A 16,672-nucleotide genomic window follows, 5' to 3' on the forward strand; every position below is an offset into this window, starting at 1 on the left:
CGGTCGCCCCTTAGGCTGGGGGCTGGCCGCCAGTTTTCTCCGGTAGACTGGCGGCTTTTTCATCAGCGGCATCGCGGTGCGCCGCGGGCGGGTTGTCCGCTCTGCGAACGAAAGCAATCAATTCACCCGTGTCCAGCTTGTGGACTTGCAGATCATTCCGCCCATGGCGCATCCCGCCGTTGTGAGTGAATGACCTGAGAGCGACATTTTGCCTGCGTAGGTCTGCCCGTCTTCCGGATTGAAGGCCGAGCCCTTCCACGAATCCGTACCGTCCGGTTTCATGTCGAAGAAGATGCGCTGGCCGACCTTGGCTTTGGTATCGGTGCCGGGCTTGATCCAGGTAAGAGTCCCGCATAATGCGCCGCCACCGCAAGGCGCGATCCTGACATGCGACGCGCCGCTTTCGCGCAGCCAGGTGCCCGCAGCGTCACCCGAAAATGCGGGTGAGCTTGCGAGGGCGAGAACCGCAAACGCGAGGCTTGCAAACGCCAAGCCTGCAAACGGAACGCGCAGAATAGTTCTGGATGTCATGATCTTTTTCCTCCGGCATATGCCGGCCTCTTCGGGCCAGCTTGGCGCAAAATTGAATAGCGCGCGCCGGAGAGTGTCAATCGGATGAGAGGTCACATCGGATCGAACAGGCGACTACGCAGGCGTGCGGAAGCTCATCAGCGTTTTCGATGGATAGTCGAAACACTTTCCGCTCTCGGTGAAGGAGGGCGCGCACATCGGCACGATGAATTCCGCGACTTGTTCGGGCGTATCGAGAATCATCGGATCTTCGCCCGGCATCACGGTGGCGCGCATGCGGGTGCGGATCGGTCCGGGGCTGAACAGATTGGCGCGGATATTTGTGGTGGCGGTCTCGTTGGCCCAGACCCGCACCAACGCATCGAGCGCCGCCTTCGACGCAGCGTAAGGTCCCATATAGGCAATGGCCTTGTGGGCCGCGCCAGATGTGATGAACACCGCGCGTCCGGCGTCGGACTTTTGCAGCAGCGGCTCCATGCAGCGGATCAGCTGGAAGTTTGCGGTGGCATTCACCGCCATCACCTTGTCCCAGTATTTCGGATCGGTATGACCGAGCGGTGATGAGGTTCCGGATACGCCGGCGTTGCCGACGAGAATGTCGAGCTTGCCGTGGCGTTCATGCAGCGCCGCGCCCAGCCGGGCGATGCCGTCCATGTCTGTCATATCGAGCGGCACGAGAGTCGCGGTCCCGCCGTCGGTGCGAATGGCGTCGTCGAGTTCTTCGAGGCCGCCCTGTGTCCGCGCCACGGCAACGATATGCGCACCGGCCCGCGCCAGCGCGCGCGCCGTGGCGTAGCCGATGCCGCGCGATGCGCCGGTGACGAGAGCGATGCGGGAGGAGAGGGGTTGGGTCATTGCGGCGCTGTCTCTGGATTGGCCCGCCCGAGTCATCGCCGTTAAAACAACAGCAGAGCCTCATCCATGAAACGGGCATTCACGTGTTCCGACAGGGGTATTACAGACATGAATGGCCGGGACAAGCCCGGCCATGACAGGGCTATTTATGCTAGACGGCCGCCATGACCCGGTATGATCCCTCCGCCCGCCAGTGGCGTCCCATGACAGCGGACGACCTTCAGGCAACCTGCGCGCTCTCCGCCACCATTCATCAGGCCTATCCGGAAGACGACGCAGTCTTTGCTGAGCGATTGAGACTTTATCCGGCGGGCTGCCATGTATATGCGGCGGCTGAAAGCGTCGCAGCCTATGTGCTTAGCCATCCGTGGCGGGAGTTCGACGCGCCACCGCTCAATTCCCTGCTCGGTGAACTGCCTGCGCCGCCGTCAACGTATTACATCCACGATCTCGCGCTGGCGCCGTATGCGCGCGGCACCGGTGCCGCCGCGTCGATCGTCAGGAAGCTTGCAGATCGGGCCCGCGAGGCGGGGCTGCACACCATGTCCCTGGTGGCGGTGAATGGATCGGCCGGGTTCTGGCGGCGTCAGGGCTTTGAGCAGACGCAAGTCCCGGCGCTGGCAGAAAAGCTGCGCAGTTATCGCGACGAGGGCGTGCGGTTCATGGTGCGAATGTTGTGACAGGGAGCAATCAATGTCCTGGCATTCTTCTTCCAAAAATATCGGAGCCTTGTACGAACGCCATGCGGCGGCCTTCGACGAGGATCGAGGCAAGCGGCTTGTCGAACGCGCGTGGATGGAGCGCTTCAGGGCCGCGATGCCCAAGAGCGCGACCGTGCTCGATCTCGGATGCGGATCGGGCGAGCCGGTCGCGCGCTTCCTGATTGAGGCGGGGCATCGCGTTACAGGCGTGGATTCATCGCCGACGCTGATCGATCTGTGCCGGTCGCGCTTTCCCGCGTACGAATGGATCGTCGCTGATATGCGCGATCTCCGCCTTGATCGCCGCTTCGGCGGGATCATCGCCTGGAACAGCTTCTTTCATCTGACGCCGGACGATCAGTGCGCGATGTGGGGCGTCTTTCGCGCCCATGCCGAACCCGGAGCGGCGCTGATGTTTACGAGCGGACCCGCGGCCGGCGAGGCGATTGGCGAGTATCAGGGAGAGGCATTGTATCATGCCAGCCTTGATCCCGCGGACTATGAGAAACTCGCCAGGGCGCACGGCTTCGATGTCGTGAGCTATGTACCCGAAGATCAGGACTGCGGCGGCCTGACGGTCTGGCTTATGCAAAAGCGGTCCAACTGAAGCCGGACGCAGGCAGCATTACCGAAACGCCGAAGATTCAGCTCGCCTCGGCCAGCAGCGACAATTGCCGCGGCTGCGGTTCGACCTGGGTCTGGTCGGTGAGGTGGGTCGGATAAGCGCCGGTGAAGCAATGATCCGAGAACTTCGGATTGGCCGGGTCGCGGCCCGGATAACCCATGGCGCGATACATGCCGTCGATCGACAGGAATGCCAGCGAATCCGCGCCGATGATGTCGCGCATTTCTTCCAGCGTATGGGTCGCGGCAAGCAGGCCGCCCCGGTCCGGCAGGTCGATGCCGTAATAGTCGGGATTGATGATCGGCGGCGAGGCAAGGCGGAAATGGACTTCCCTGGCGCCGGCGTCGCGCATCATGCGGACGATCTTCTTCGACGTGGTGCCGCGCACCAGCGAGTCGTCGATCAGGATGATGCGCTTGCCTTCGATGGCCGCGCGGTTGGGCGCGTGCTTCATGCGCACGCCGAGTTCGCGCACGCTTTGGGTCGGCTGGATGAAGGTACGGCCGACATAGTGGTTGCGGATGATGCCGAGTTCGAACGGCACGCCGGAATACTGGCTGTAGCCGACCGCGGCAGGAACGCCGGAATCCGGCACCGGCACGATGACATCCACATCGACGTGGCTTTCACGCGCGAGCTGCGCGCCGAAATTCTTGCGGACTTCGTAGACCGAGCGGCCGCCGACGACCGAGTCCGGCCGGGCGAAATAGATGTATTCGAAGATGCACGGGCGGGGCGGCATCGGCGGGAACGGCTTGTGGATTTCCTGGCCGTGTTCGTCGAACACGATCACTTCGCCGGGTTCGATGTCGCGAATATATTTCGCGCCGATGATGTCGAGCGCGCAGGTTTCCGACGCGAGGATCGGACAGCCGTCGAGTTCGCCGAGCACCAGCGGGCGGATGCCGAGCGGATCGCGCGCGCCGACCAGCTTCTTGTTGGTGAGCGACACCAGCGCGTAGGCGCCTTCGATGGCGCGCAAGGCTTCGATGTAGCGCTCGATGAAACGGCCGCGCTTGGACTGCGCCACCAGATGCAGGATCACCTCGGTATCGGTGGTGGATTGCATCACCGTGCCGTGGCGGACAAGTTCGCGCCGTAGCGTCAGGCCGTTGGTGAGGTTGCCGTTGTGAGCGACGGCGAAGCCGCCGGCGTTAAGTTCGGCGAACAGCGGCTGCACGTTGCGCAGGATAGTGCCGCCGGTGGTGGAGTAACGGACGTGGCCGACGGCCATGTTGCCCGGGAGGCGCGAAATAACTTCAGCGCGGGAGAAGGTGTCGCCGACGAGACCGAGACGCCGTTCGGAGTGGAAGCGACCGTTGTCGTAGGTGACGATGCCGGCGGCTTCCTGGCCGCGATGCTGAAGGGCATGAAGGCCCAGCGCCGTGATGGCCGCGGCGTCGGGGTGGCCGAAGATGCCGAACACGCCGCATTCCTCGCGGAGCGTGTCGCCGTTGAGGTCTTTATCGAGATCCCAGTCGAGGTCGGTATCGGGATTTTGGGGCGGGTTGCTCGCATCGCCAGAGGGGTTTTTCATATGGTCCACCGCGCCCTTCGTATGAGGCAGAACTGGCACTGAGCCTAGCGTCCTGCGGCTTTGCCTTCGATCAACTGCTTCAGCCCGTCACGAGCCGATTTTCCATACCCGCCATCGTTCCCCACCGTTGCCGTCGTGCGCGGTTCGGGAGCAGCATCGGTCTGCTCCTCGTCGCCCTTTTTCTTGAACCTCTTCAAGATGGTGTTCTCGGGGTCGTCCGGCAAGAGCGACATCAGCCAATCGCCGGTTCCCTGCAACATCACTCGCGACTTGGCATTACGAACCCATTCGGGCTGTTGTTTGTCCGGCACCAGCCAGGCGAAGAAAAGGAATGCGACCACCATGATGAGCAGGCCGCGGGCGAGGCCGAACAGGAAACCAAGGGTGCGGTCGAGCGCGCCGATGCGTGAATCCAGGATCATGTCCGAGATGCGCACGGTGATGATCGAGACCACGATCAGCGTGAGAATGAACACCCCGGCCACCACGGCGATGGCCGCGACGGTGTCGTTGTTGAAGTAGGTTTTCGCGGTCGGCAGCAGCTTCTGATAGGCATAGAGCGTGGTCAGCGCGGCCGCGCCCCACGCTGCGATCGACAGGATTTCGCGCATGAAGCCGCGGATCATCGCCAGCAGGCCCGACAACAGCATCACAGCAAGGACGATAATGTCGAGAAGCGTGATCGGCATCGGCTGGTCAGGTCCGCTTTCAGTTTCAAGAGCCGCCACAAGAACCGCGAATCGGGTCGTCTTGCGCCCGGTTAGCTGACGGCCATATGGCACGTCCCGCAAGGGCCGGGAACCCGCAACCCCCAGCATCACACCGTCAAAACCGGATCGCTCCCGTTGATCGTCCGATTCAGTTAACGGACGGTATCGGCGGGCTGGCTGACAGGTTTCGAGGTCACGGCCGGGCGCGGATTATATAGCGCCCGGTCATGCGAGCGTCACCTCGCCTTTAGTCATCATCCGGTCTGAATCCGGCTTCCGCAGTGGTTTTTGCGGCAGCTGTGGCTTTGCGGCCCTTCGCGGCGATGTCCGCGACCAGCGAGGTGAGCGAACCGACGCTGGCGAGGGACAGCCCCGCATCGCTGCCAGCATCACCCCTTGCATTCTCGGGCAGCACCGCGCGGCCGAAGCCGAGCTTGGCCGCTTCCTTGAGCCGCGCCGAGGTCTGGGCCACCGGACGCACCGCGCCCGACAGCGAGATTTCGCCGAAATAGACCGCATCGACCGGCAGCGGCGCATTGACCAGCGATGACACCAAGGCAGCGGCGGCGGCAAGATCGGCCGCCGGCTCGTTGATGCGCAATCCGCCGGCGACGTTGAAATAGACGTCGTAGCCCGACAGCTTGACCCCGCAATGCGCTTCCAGCACCGCCAGCACCATCGACAGGCGGCTGGAATCCCAGCCCACCACGGCACGCCGCGGCGTGCCGAGCGTGGTCGGCGCGACCAGCGCCTGCAATTCCACCAGCACGGGCCGTGTGCCCTCGATGCCGGCGAAAACGGCGGTGCCGGGACTGCCGAGATCGCGCTCCGACAGGAACAGTTCGGACGGATTGGAGACCTCGCGCAGGCCGAGGCCGGTCATCTCGAACACGCCGATCTCGTCGGTGGGGCCGAAGCGGTTTTTCACCGCCCGCAGGATGCGGAACTGCTGCGAGCCTTCACCTTCGAACGAGAGCACGGCATCGACCATGTGCTCGACCACGCGCGGGCCGGCGATCTGGCCGTCCTTGGTGACATGGCCGACAAGGATCAGCGCCGCACCGGATTTCTTGGCGAAGCGGATGAGCGCCTGCGCCGAGGCCCGAACCTGCGTCACCGTGCCGGGAGCCGATTCCACCGTGTCGGTCCACATGGTCTGGATCGAGTCGATGACCACGAGGCGAGGCGGCTGGCCTTCCGACAGCGTGGCGATGATGTCCTCGACCGAGGTCTCCGACGCAAGCTGCACAGCGGCATCGGCGAGGCCGAGACGTTCGGCGCGCAGCCGCACTTGGCCAACGGCTTCTTCGCCGGAAATATAGACCGCGCGATGACCGGCGCGGGCGAGCAGGCTGGTGGCCTGAGTGAGCAAGGTTGATTTGCCGATGCCAGGATCGCCCGCCATCAGCAGCACCGAGCCGCGCACGAAGCCGCCTCCGGTCACCCGATCGAGTTCGGCCATGCCGGACGGCAGGCGCGGGGGCTCCGGGCTGGCACCGGTCAATGTCTGGAGCGCGAACAGGCGGCCCTTGCGCTTGGCGCGCAGGTTGGCGGGCACCGAGATAGCGCCGGTCGGGTCTTCTTCAGACAGCGTGTTCCACTCGCTGCAGGACTCGCACTTGCCCTGCCACTTGTTATAGGCCGCGCCGCAATTCTGGCAGACGAAGGAGAGAGCTGCGGGGCGGGCCATCAAGAAGGTCCTGAGAAAAAGTGGTCTGAGAATGTTCTTCTTTTGTTCGCTATCTTGCGCCAAAAGTCAATCCAGAATTCGCACGTCGCTTGTCATCGAAGCTTTTCGTCAGAAGCTCGCCTGCAAACTCAGCGCCCCGCAATCACGAGCTCCGCCCGCACGCTGCGGACATCCACCTCGAACTCCATGCCGATGACCGGCGGCCACGCCGGATACCAGGCCAGGCCGATCTGACTGATGCTGGATTCGGCGAATACGGTGTCGAGCAGGGGGCGGACGTCATGGACGGTGTAGATTTGCGCTGCGGTCACGCGCGCCCAGTCGCAACCGAGTGCGGCGACACGCTCGCGCATCGCGTCCATCACAAAGCGTGCTTTGACCTCGAGCCCCTTCAATGACACGTCGCGACCGCCGACAATGCGCTCCGCAGGCGGCGCGCCATCGCGGATTTCCGGTTTTCCCGAGATCAGAAAATCGCCCGACGCGCCGGATTCCGGAACGGTGTAGGTGAAGGCGAAGAACATCGCCTCATTGGGGATTTCGGTGATCGGTGCGAGGTTGCTGCGCGCCAGCGGATTGATCTCGCCGGCCTTGCATCCCCAGTCATGCAGTGTCTTCAGATATTCGCCGTTGAATTTCTGGAACTGCTCACCGGTCATGGCGGCTGGCGAGCGCAACTCGCATGCAGCAAGGGCCGTCACCGGCCTGCCCTCATGCCCGAGATGCCGTTTGATGAAGGCAAAGCCGTCGGCCATCGGAATCGGATGAAGAAAGCGTACCCTGCGCAACCCGAAGCCCGGCATCGCGGCAACGCCGGCGGAAAACGGTCCGCCGGGGGAGACGATGAATCTGTAATCGCCCGGTTTGAACTCCATCACGTCAGGCATTGCCGATCCTTTCGTGGTTCAGTCGCCGCCCTTGTAGACGCGCGCATAGCGCTTGCCGAGGCTGGTCAGCACCTCATAGCCGATGGTGCCGAAATGATGCGCGAGCTCGTCCACCGTGATGCCTTCGCCGATCAGCGTCACCATGCCGCCGCGCCGGATCGCACCGGGCGGAACGTCGGTGACATCGATCGCCATCAGGTCCATCGAGATGCGTCCAGCAATCGGGCAGCGCTGCCCTGCCACCATCACCTCGGCGCTGCGCACATTGTCGATGCCGCCCGCCGCGCGAAAGTATCCATCGGCGTAACCGGCGGTAACGATGGCAAGCCGCGTCGGATGCCGCGCGGTCCATGTGGCTCCGTAGCCGACCGTTTCGCCTTTCTCGATGGCGCGCGTTTGCGCCACGCGCACCCTGAGATCGACCACCGGCAGCATCGGTGTGTCGGCTTCCGGCGTCGGGTTGACGCCGTAGAGCGCAGCACCCGGCCGCACCAGATCGAAATGGAATTGCGATCCAAGAAAGATGCCGGACGAATTGGCCAATGAGGCGGGGACGCCGGAAAACAGCGATGCGATTTCGCGGAAGGCCGCGACCTGGCGCCCGTTAATCGGGTCGCCGAGCACTTCGGCGCTGACGAGATGACTCATCACCAGCGAGAAGCCGTGATTGCCGTTCTTGATGCGCGGCTCCAGCGCCTGCGCATCCGCGATGCGGAAGCCGAGGCGGTTCATGCCGGTGTCGATATGAATCGCAGCAGGGCCTTCCCAGCCGCTGGTGGTGCGGAACGCATCCCATTCGGCGAGTTCGGTGGCATCGCCGATCACTGGGCGGCAATCGAACTTCGCATAAAGATCGCCCGAGCCCGGAAAGAATCCGTCGAGTACATAGATAGCCGATGTCGGCGTGACCTCGCGCACCGCGCGCGCCTCGTCGAGCGTCGCGACGAAGAATGTCCTGCATCCGGCTTTGGCCAGCGCGCGGCTGACCTGCGTGATCCCGCAACCATAGGCATCCGCCTTCACCACGGCGGCGCAGTCGGCAGGGATGGCCTGGCTGTTGAGCTTGCGCCAGTTGGCGACGATGGCGTCGAGATCGATCGTCAGCACGCCGGTCACGCCTGCAGGTGCTGTAGCGGCGGGCTTGTTTGCAGCGGCGTCGATGGATTTGGTGTCGGAAACGAGAGTCATTGGCCCAACAAAATACGAAGCGTGTGATTCAGCAAAGCTGAACCAGACTCTAGCACACTCTTTACGGAGCAATTGTGGACTAAAGTTAGAATCGCCTAGCCAAACCGTTCGGGCAACTGGCCGTCATGGGAGAGGTCGCCGAACCGCGTGACGTTGGCGTCGAATTGCAGATTGATCGTGCCGGTGGGGCCGTGACGCTGTTTGCCGATAATCACTTCGGCCTTGCCGTGGACCAGCGACATGTCGAACTGCCACTTCTCGTGCTCGGGCGTGCCGATGCGCGGCTCCTTGCTCTGCAGGTAGTATTCCTCGCGATACACGAACAGCACCACGTCGGCGTCCTGCTCGATCGATCCCGATTCACGCAGGTCCGACAGTTGCGGACGCTTGTCGTCGCGGCTTTCGACCTGACGCGACAACTGCGACAGCGCGATGATGGGAACGTTCAATTCCTTCGCCAGCGCTTTCAGGCCGGTGGTGATTTCGGTGATTTCCTGCACGCGGTTGTCGGAACGGCGGCCCGATCCCGACAGCAGCTGGATGTAGTCGATGATGAGCAGGTCGAGACCCTTTTGCCGCTTCAGCCGCCGCGCGCGCGCGGTCAGTTGCGAGATCGACAGGCCGCCGCCGTCGTCGACATAGAACGGCAGGTTCTGCATCTCGATCGAGTGGTCGCGGATCTTGTCGAAATCCTGCTCGCTGATGCCGCCGCGGCGGATCGAACTCGATGAGATTCCAGTGCGCTCGGACAGAATACGCGTGGCGAGCTGCTCCGCCGACATTTCGAGCGAGAAGAAGCCCACGATGCCGCCGTTGACCGATTTCATCTGGCCGTCGGCTTGCAATTCGCCGCGCCAGGACCGCGCGACGTTGTAAGCGATGTTGGTCGCCAGCGCCGTTTTGCCCATGGCAGGGCGTCCGGCGAGGATGATGAGGTCGGACGATTGCAAGCCACCCATCTTGATGTCCATGTCGCGCAGGCCCGAGGCCAGTCCCGACAAATTGCCATCGCGGCTGTAAGCCGCCGCGGCCATGTCGACCGCGATGGTCAGCGCCTGCGAGAATTTCTGGAAGCCGCCGTCATAGCGGCCGGACTCGGCCAGGTCGTAGAGCTTCTTTTCCGCGTCCTCGATCTGCGCGCGCGGCGCGAAATCCACCGGCGCGTCGAAGGCGACGTTGACCATGTCTTCGCCGAGGCGAATGAGATCGCGCCGGATCGAAAGATCGTAGATCGTCCGTCCATAGTCCTGCGCATTGATGATGGTGGTCGCTTCGGCAGCGAGACGCGCGAGATATTGCGCCACCGTCATGCCGCCCAGGTCGGTGTCAGCCGGAAGAAAGGTCTTCAACGTCACCGGGGTCGCGACCTTGCCGGCGCGGATGATGCTTGCCGCGGTCTCGAAGATCAGCTGATGGATCGGCTCGAAGAAATGCTTCGGCTCGAGGAAATCCGAGACGCGATAAAAGGCGTCGTTGTTGACCAGAATGGCGCCGAGAAGTCCCTGTTCGGCCTCGATATTGTGAGGCGCAGTCCGGTAGGCCGGCGTGCCGGCTTCCGGCGCGAGCTTGATAATGTTCGAATCAGTAATGGCCATAGCGACGGAGTATGCTTCCAATTCGGCGAATGCGGGGCGCGTATCTGGCACCGCCACAGGGCCGCGCGAAAGCACGTTGTCAGCTTATACACACGCCGCCCACAGATGTGTGGACGCGGCGGTATGCAAAGGCGATGGAGCTTGACCGTGACTATTCGCCCGCCAGCCGCAGCAAGGGGCGTTTCGCCGCCTCAACCCCGCGCAACCGCTGTTCTTCCAGGGCGATGTAATCGCGCGTGAGCGGAACCGCGTCCTGCTTTTTGGTGAGCTGGATCTGGAACACCATGACGTTCTGCTTGCGGAACGACATTTCAGACGACGCTAGATAAAATTCCCACATCCGGACAAAGCGCTCGTCGTAGAGTTTGGCTGCCTCCTCGCGCCGGGCAAGGAAGCGTTCGCGCCAGGCCTTTAGTGTTTCGGCGTAATGCAGCCGCAGAATCTCGATGTCGGCCACAAGGAGGCCCGCGCGCTCGATCGCGGGCAGGACTTCCGACAGCGCGGGAATATAGCCGCCTGGGAAAATATACTTCGCGATCCACGGGTTGGTGATGCCAGGTCCTTCCGGGCGGCCGATGGAATGCAGCATCATCACGCCGTCGCTGGTGAGCAGTTCCGCGCAGCGTTTGAAGTAGGTGTCGTAGTAGTCGACGCCGACATGCTCGAACATGCCGACCGAGACGATGCGGTCGAACGGGCCGGGCGTCGCGCGATAGTCCTGCAAACGGAATTCAGCGCGGTCGGTCAGGTTCAATTCGTCGGCGCGGGCATTGGCGACGCCAAGCTGTTCCTCGGACAGGGTCACGCCGGTGACCTTTGCGCCGGTCATCTCTGCGAGATAGAGGCCGAGGCCGCCCCAGCCTGAGCCGATATCCAGCACGCGCTGATCCGGCTTGACCAGCAGCTTGGCGGCGAGGTGGCGTTTCTTGGCAAGCTGAGCGTCGTCGAGCGTGGAATCGGGCGTTTCGAAATAGGCGCAGCTATATTGCATGTCGGCGTCGAGGAAGAGGCGATAGAGCCGTCCGTCGAGGTCGTAATGGCTGGCGACGTTGCGCTTGGAGCGGGCCGGGGGATTGAATTGCTGCCAGTGGCGGATCAGGTAGCGCAGCCACCACCGGACCTTGGACCAGCGCGGCACCATATCCGGCTGGCCGAGCGCGACATCAAGCAGATCGGCGATGGAGCCCTTTTCCATCACGAAATCGCCGTCGGTATAGATTTCCCCGAGCGCCAGTTCCGGGTCGAGCAGAAGGTGCCGTTCGGCCTCGGCGGTCAGGAATTTGACCGAAACGGGCTGGCCCGTTCCGTCGCCGCAGGTGAAGGTGCTTCCCGACGACGTCGTAAAAGTTATCGTGCCGCGCCGGATGAACTGGCTCAGGCAAAATCGCAGCAGACGATCCATCGAACGCATGTCCAACGATCCATGTGGTCCCTAGCATTCTGAATGTTGGGCATTTTCGGTTCCGGTTTCAATCGCAATTTGCCGTATACGCCGCCCGCGTAAACCTGATCTGCGTTTTCGCCCGGTGAGCTTCGGGCGGAGGCCTGAAAAGTGAGCATCCTGCTCTCGCGACAGGCTCACGAACATGCCAAAATCTCGGTGCTTCCATTCGCGTCATAATCCGCTAAAGGTGACCGCGAGGCCGAGGGCAGGGCGGCGTGAGTCCCGCCCTTGACCGGCTAGATATCTGGAGACCTTGGATGTTGAGCCGAGCGCTCATTTTGGCGGCGGTGGCTTTTGCTTTGGGCTGGTTCGGGGTGGTCCCGGCAGACGCGCAGAATCTTGAAGCCGGCAAGCCTCCCTCCCAGATTTTCTCCAGCACCTGCTCGCTGTGCCACAAGAGCGCGCGCGGGTTGCTGAAAAGCGTGTCGCCGGGGTCGCTGCCTGGCTTCCTGCGCCAGCACTACACCACCAGCACCGACATGGCTGCCGCTATGAGCGCTTATGTGCTCTCCAGCGGTGCCGCCAATGCGCCGGTCGCCGGGGGAAATCTGACCAGGCAGGGTCAAGAGGCGAAAAGCGGGGGCGCGCCATCGGAGCCAGCGGCGGAGCGTGGCCGCAGGCCATCGCGTGAAGTTGCCCGGCCCGACGCGGACGGAATACAGGGCGGCACGCCGCCCGGTGCGGGTGCGCCTGACGGCGCATTGGCTGCCCGTCAGAAGGCGGCCGCCGAGCGCAGGGCGGCCCGGCTTGCCGCCAAGGGTAAGGCAGGGCTGCCGCCGAAGGACGAGGCCCGGCACGAGACACCAAAGGACGCGGCCGCTACGACCGAGGCGTCCAAATCCGATTCACCGAAGGCCGATTCGCCAAAGACCGAGACCGCCCGAACCGAATCCCCGAAGGCCGACGGCACGCGCCCGGATCCGGTGCCCGCCGTTACGCCGGCACCAAAGGAAGGGGAGAGCCGGCCCAAGGAAGCCGAGAAGCCGGCTGATGTCGCGGTCGCGTTGCCGAAGGCAGAGATTCCCTCTGGCCCGCTGACCATCGACATGGGACCTCCGCCGGCACCGAAGGCTGCCTTCGCTGGACCTCCCCCGACGCCGGCCGGAAAGCCGGAACCGCCCATCTCTCACTGAGGCCCTCGCGACGGGGCGGTCATTCTCCGCCGCCAAAGACTGTCTTGACTAGAGTATTACTCTAGAGCAATGATCTAGACATCGGGGGATGTGGCGATGGCGGACGTGCGGACTGGTTTGCTGACGGCGGCGCTGGAAGTGTTCGACCGGGACGGCTTCGAGAAAGCCACGGTCGCCACGATCCGCGAACGGGCGGGCGCGTCCAACGGCAGCTTCTTCCACTTCTTCAACTCCAAGCGCGAACTCGCAGGCACGCTGTTTCTCCACGTGCTGCGGCGCTACCACCTCGCGATGCTCGCCGCGATCGATACGCCGCTGGATGCAGACGAGGGCATCGCGCGATTGATCCGCACGCATCTGGAATGGGTGGTCAACAACCGGAGCGAGGCGAATTTTCTGTTTGAGATATCCCGCAGCGAGTGGGCTCAGGATGTGCGTGATGCGCGACATGCCCAGAACTCCACGCTGATGGAGGGCATCGAAGCCTGGCGGGCCCCGTTGGTCGCCAGCGGTGAGTTGCGTCCGATGACGGCCGCTATGTTTTCCAGCCAGATCATCGGACCCGCACAGTTCTTTTGCCGCGCGTGGCTGTCGGGCCGTGACCCGATTGATCCGCGAGAGCAGGCGGATGTGCTGATCGCATGCGCCGTTCGCGCATTGACGACAAGCGGAGGCCGCTAATGCTTCAAGAGATCGATGCAGAATTCGCCTCGATTGCAGCCCATATTCGCAGCAATGTCATGCGTCAGGGGTTCATGGTTCATGTTGGCGCAGAAGTGACAGATCTAACGCGCGGCGGTTGTGTGCTGTCGGTCGATCGTCGTTCGGAACTGTTGCAGCAGAACGGCTTCTTTCACGGTGGTGTCACCGCGTTCCTGATCGACAACGCGACGACGATTGCTGCTGCGACAGTAAAGGGGCAGGCGGTGCTGACCGCTGAATACAAGCTCAACCTGCTCGCGCCAGCGACTGGCGACCGGCTGATCTGCCGTGCGCGTGTTGTGAAACCGGGCCGGCAATTGTCGGTGGTGACGGCTGACGTATTCTGCGTGATCGACGGCGTAGAGAAACATACCGCTACCGCGCTGGCGTCGATTGCGATGATCGATCAGGCTATCGCGCCGAGAGTCACCAACGCGGCCTGAAAGCCCAGACGCCAGGGCTGTCGCCACGGCAACAGCTAAGGCCGGCATGCGCCAGACAAACAAAAGCCCGGTCTCATTGAGACCGGGCTTGCTTTTATTCGAAGTCTGATCGGCTGGCGCCGAACTCTTACTTCTCTTCGGTGGCAGCCGGCTGCTCCGCATCGTCCTGCTGGGCTTCCGGATCGAAGAATTCGCCGGCAGCGGCGATGGCTTCGGCAGCCGCATCGCGATCTTCCTGACGGCTGTTGACGTCTTCGCCGCGGTTGATGCGCTCGGCTTCCGCCTCGGAGCGCGCCACCGTTGTCGTCACATGGACTTCGACTTCCGGATGCACCGCGACGGTGATCTTGTGCTGGCCGATGGTCTTGATAGGGGCGTCGAGAAGCACCTGCTGGCGGTTGAGCGCAACGCCGTCCTTCTCCAGCGCCGCCATGATGTCACGCACCGACACTGAACCGTAAAGCTGACCAGTTTCCGACGCCTGACGGATGACGATGACGTTGCGGCCGTCGATCTTCTCGGCGACCTTGGTCGCTTCGCCCTTGGCCTGGATGTTCTTGGCCTCGAGCTCGGCCTTCATGCCATCGTACTTCTCGCGGTTGTCCTTGGTCGCGCGCAGCGCCTTGTTGCGCTTGAGCAGGAAGTTGCGGGCGAACCCGTCCTTCACTTTGACCACATCGCCCATCTGGCCGAGCTTGGCCACGCGTTCCAGCAGAATGACTTCCATTTGAATTCTCCGTTCGTCTGTCGTTTGAGTTGAAGTTTGGGTTTGAGGTGAATGTCAGGTCGTCGGCATGGGCGGTGGCCCGCGCCGGGTCCAGTAGGCTTGTCGAATTCCGAACACTGCATCGGCGAGACCGAGGCTGATCATGCCGAGCAGCGGCCAGCCGATGAACAGCGTCGCGGCATAGGCCGCGCCGAGCACGAAGGCCCGGCCGGAGAAGGCCTGCGTCACCGTATGAAGCACCGCGAAACCGGTGACGGCGTAGGCCATCAGCAGCGCGCTGCTCACGATCTGGGCCACCATCGCCAGCAGTCCGCCAACGAAGCAAAGCACGACGGCGACCAGCAGCGCGATCAGAATCATTCCGGGCAACGTTGTGGTGCGCAGATCGGGCCACGGCCGTTTCATCAGTCCGGACGTGGTGGTGATTTTCGCGGCGAGCCACAGGTTGAGCGTCAGCGTCATCATCGCGATGATGGTGGCCGCACCCGGCGCGATCGCAACCAGCGCATCGACCACGCGGTCGGCTTCGCCCGAAGGCGCTCCGCGCGTGCCCATGATGCGGAGCAGGCCGCGGCGCAGCGCCCCGGTGATCGTATCGGCGTCGGTGCCGAGCGTTAGCAGCGCGCTGATCGTGGTGATGCTGGCGAAGAGCGCCGTCCAGGCCAGAATGCGTCCGGTCGGATACCAATCGAGCGCCGGCGAAAGATTGGCGAGCTGCGGGTCGCTCGAGACCGGGCGCGCCAGAAGCGTGAGGTGTCCGAGCCACCAGGCCGGCAGTGCGACCGTCAGCGCGAAAGCTGCCGTGTAGGGAAAGCCGAAGATGAAGCCGAGACCCAGCGCCGCGATGACGCCGCCAATCAGCGCGGTGGCCGATCCCCAGCCCAGCGCCGCAACCATCAGGGGCAGCGGAGCGAGGTAAAACAGCACAAGCGACATCAGCGCGCCCGAAATGATCGAGGCGAACATCGTCGCCGACGCGAGGCCGGCCGCCAGTGCTATGAGGATGCCCGTCATCATCAGCTGTCCCGCTCCTTTCGAGCGGTTAGAGGTTCTGTGAACCCCAACCATCCACCGTGGGACGACCCCGCAGTGTTATGAAAATAAAACGTCGAGAGAATTGCGAGCGCGCGATGTTCGCGCGCTCGCAATGATTTTTAGCGGATCACGTAAGGCAGCAGACCGAGGAACCGCGAGCGCTTGATGGCGCGGGCGAGTTCACGCTGCTTCAGCGCGGACACGGCAGTGATGCGGCTCGGCACGATCTTGCCGCGCTCGGACACGTAACGCATCAGCAGCTTGGAATCCTTGTAGTCAATCTTCGGCGCGTTCGGACCCGTGAACGGGCACGTCTTGCGGCGGCGGAAAAACGGACGGCGTGCACCTGCTTCAGCCATGGTTCTTACTCCTCAACTGCTGCGGTTGCATCTTCGTCACGCGGACGGCGCGGACCACGGTCCCCACGGAAACCACCGCCATCGCGGTCGCCGCCACGGAAGCCGCCGCCTTCACGATCGCCGCGGAAACCGCCGCCACCGCGCTCGTCGCGGTCGCGCTCGGACTTGCGCATCATCGCGGAGGGACCTTCCTCAAGTTCGTCGACGCGAACGGTGATGTAACGGATGATGTCTTCGCTGATGCGTTCCTGCCGCTCGATCTCGGCGACCACCGCTGCGGGGCCGTCGATATTCAGCAGCATGAAATGCGCCTTGCGGTTCTTGTTCATGCGGTAGGTGAGGGAGCGCACGCCCCAGTTCTCGGTCTTGGTGACCTTGCCGCCGAGACCTTCGATCACGCCGGTAATCTGCGTGGTGAATTCCTCGACCTGCTGGGCGCTCGCATCCTGACGCGCGAGAAATACATGCTCGTAAAGAGGCATGGGAGTCCTTTCCAATGTTAGCGCGGTT

Annotated in this window: 18 protein-coding genes; 5 read left to right on the forward strand and 13 right to left on the reverse strand. The window is 63.1% G+C overall.

Features of this window, described 5'->3' with window-relative positions:
- Positions 1-117: 117 nt before the first annotated feature.
- Both LVY71_RS11130 and LVY71_RS11135 read right to left on the reverse strand, forming a co-directional pair.
- On the reverse strand, positions 118-531 hold the full coding sequence (locus LVY71_RS11130; protein ID WP_235099821.1) for a DUF2147 domain-containing protein: 414 nt from the start codon (positions 529-531) through the stop codon (positions 118-120).
- 114 nt (positions 532-645) lie between these two features.
- The gene (locus LVY71_RS11135; RefSeq protein ID WP_235099822.1) at positions 646-1,386 is read right to left on the reverse strand and encodes an SDR family NAD(P)-dependent oxidoreductase; all 741 of its coding nucleotides are present in this window, start codon (positions 1,384-1,386) and stop codon (positions 646-648) included.
- Between the two features lie 203 nt (positions 1,387-1,589).
- Here LVY71_RS11135 and LVY71_RS11140 point away from each other — a divergent pair, with 203 nt between their 5' ends.
- Both LVY71_RS11140 and LVY71_RS11145 read left to right on the forward strand, forming a co-directional pair.
- Positions 1,590-2,066 (forward strand): GNAT family N-acetyltransferase, encoded by a 477-nt coding sequence (locus tag LVY71_RS11140; protein ID WP_235099823.1) that lies wholly within the window; start codon positions 1,590-1,592, stop codon positions 2,064-2,066.
- Between the two features lie 13 nt (positions 2,067-2,079).
- Complete coding sequence (locus tag LVY71_RS11145) at positions 2,080-2,694, forward strand: class I SAM-dependent methyltransferase (protein ID WP_235099824.1); 615 nt, start codon at positions 2,080-2,082, stop codon at positions 2,692-2,694.
- Between the two features lie 37 nt (positions 2,695-2,731).
- Here the strand turns inward: LVY71_RS11145 and purF are convergent, their stop codons facing one another.
- From purF to LVY71_RS11180, 7 genes are all read right to left on the reverse strand, one after another.
- Complete coding sequence (gene purF, locus LVY71_RS11150; RefSeq protein WP_249788416.1) at positions 2,732-4,249, reverse strand: amidophosphoribosyltransferase; 1,518 nt, start codon at positions 4,247-4,249, stop codon at positions 2,732-2,734.
- 44 nt (positions 4,250-4,293) lie between these two features.
- Positions 4,294-4,938 carry a CvpA family protein gene (locus LVY71_RS11155; RefSeq protein ID WP_235099826.1) on the reverse strand — a complete coding sequence of 215 codons (645 nt, stop codon included), beginning with the start codon at positions 4,936-4,938 and terminating at the stop codon, positions 4,294-4,296.
- A gap of 268 nt (positions 4,939-5,206) precedes the next feature.
- The gene (gene radA / locus LVY71_RS11160; protein ID WP_235099827.1) at positions 5,207-6,649 is read right to left on the reverse strand and encodes a DNA repair protein RadA; all 1,443 of its coding nucleotides are present in this window, start codon (positions 6,647-6,649) and stop codon (positions 5,207-5,209) included.
- Positions 6,650-6,777: 128 nt separating this feature from the next.
- Positions 6,778-7,536: a 2-amino-5-chloromuconate deaminase CnbZ gene (gene cnbZ, locus LVY71_RS11165; RefSeq protein WP_235099828.1), complete on the reverse strand. Its 759-nt coding sequence runs from the start codon at positions 7,534-7,536 to the stop codon at positions 6,778-6,780.
- 18 nt (positions 7,537-7,554) lie between these two features.
- Positions 7,555-8,724 (reverse strand): alanine racemase, encoded by a 1,170-nt coding sequence (gene alr, locus LVY71_RS11170; RefSeq protein ID WP_235099829.1) that lies wholly within the window; start codon positions 8,722-8,724, stop codon positions 7,555-7,557.
- 95 nt (positions 8,725-8,819) lie between these two features.
- Positions 8,820-10,319, reverse strand: a complete 1,500-nt coding sequence (locus LVY71_RS11175; protein ID WP_235099830.1) for a replicative DNA helicase — start codon at positions 10,317-10,319, stop codon at positions 8,820-8,822.
- A 151-nt stretch (positions 10,320-10,470) separates the two neighbouring features.
- On the reverse strand, positions 10,471-11,730 hold the full coding sequence (locus tag LVY71_RS11180; protein WP_235099831.1) for a cyclopropane fatty acid synthase: 1,260 nt from the start codon (positions 11,728-11,730) through the stop codon (positions 10,471-10,473).
- A 290-nt stretch (positions 11,731-12,020) separates the two neighbouring features.
- On the opposite strand from LVY71_RS11180, the gene LVY71_RS11185 reads away from it, so the two are divergent.
- The 3 genes from LVY71_RS11185 to LVY71_RS11195 all read left to right on the forward strand — a co-directional run bounded on the left by LVY71_RS11185 (position 12,021) and on the right by LVY71_RS11195 (position 14,041).
- Positions 12,021-12,896 carry a hypothetical protein gene (locus LVY71_RS11185; protein WP_235099832.1) on the forward strand — a complete coding sequence of 292 codons (876 nt, stop codon included), beginning with the start codon at positions 12,021-12,023 and terminating at the stop codon, positions 12,894-12,896.
- Between the two features lie 96 nt (positions 12,897-12,992).
- Complete coding sequence (locus LVY71_RS11190; protein WP_235100089.1) at positions 12,993-13,577, forward strand: TetR/AcrR family transcriptional regulator; 585 nt, start codon at positions 12,993-12,995, stop codon at positions 13,575-13,577.
- Complete coding sequence (locus LVY71_RS11195) at positions 13,577-14,041, forward strand: PaaI family thioesterase (protein WP_235099833.1); 465 nt, start codon at positions 13,577-13,579, stop codon at positions 14,039-14,041. The genes LVY71_RS11190 and LVY71_RS11195 overlap by 1 nt, the downstream gene beginning before the upstream one ends.
- Positions 14,042-14,168: 127 nt before the next feature.
- Here the strand turns inward: LVY71_RS11195 and rplI are convergent, their stop codons facing one another.
- From rplI to rpsF, 4 genes are all read right to left on the reverse strand, one after another.
- Positions 14,169-14,768, reverse strand: coding sequence for a 50S ribosomal protein L9 (rplI, locus tag LVY71_RS11200; protein WP_235099834.1), 600 nt, complete (start codon positions 14,766-14,768; stop codon positions 14,169-14,171).
- 54 nt (positions 14,769-14,822) lie between these two features.
- Positions 14,823-15,785, reverse strand: coding sequence for a DUF2232 domain-containing protein (locus LVY71_RS11205; RefSeq protein WP_235099835.1), 963 nt, complete (start codon positions 15,783-15,785; stop codon positions 14,823-14,825).
- A gap of 137 nt (positions 15,786-15,922) precedes the next feature.
- The gene (rpsR, locus tag LVY71_RS11210; RefSeq protein ID WP_235099836.1) at positions 15,923-16,162 is read right to left on the reverse strand and encodes a 30S ribosomal protein S18; all 240 of its coding nucleotides are present in this window, start codon (positions 16,160-16,162) and stop codon (positions 15,923-15,925) included.
- A gap of 5 nt (positions 16,163-16,167) precedes the next feature.
- Positions 16,168-16,644: a 30S ribosomal protein S6 gene (gene rpsF, locus LVY71_RS11215; RefSeq protein ID WP_235099837.1), complete on the reverse strand. Its 477-nt coding sequence runs from the start codon at positions 16,642-16,644 to the stop codon at positions 16,168-16,170.
- Positions 16,645-16,672 lie beyond the last annotated feature (28 nt).

Source organism: Bradyrhizobium sp. G127 (assembly GCF_021502575.1).
Taxonomy (GTDB): domain Bacteria; phylum Pseudomonadota; class Alphaproteobacteria; order Rhizobiales; family Xanthobacteraceae; genus Afipia.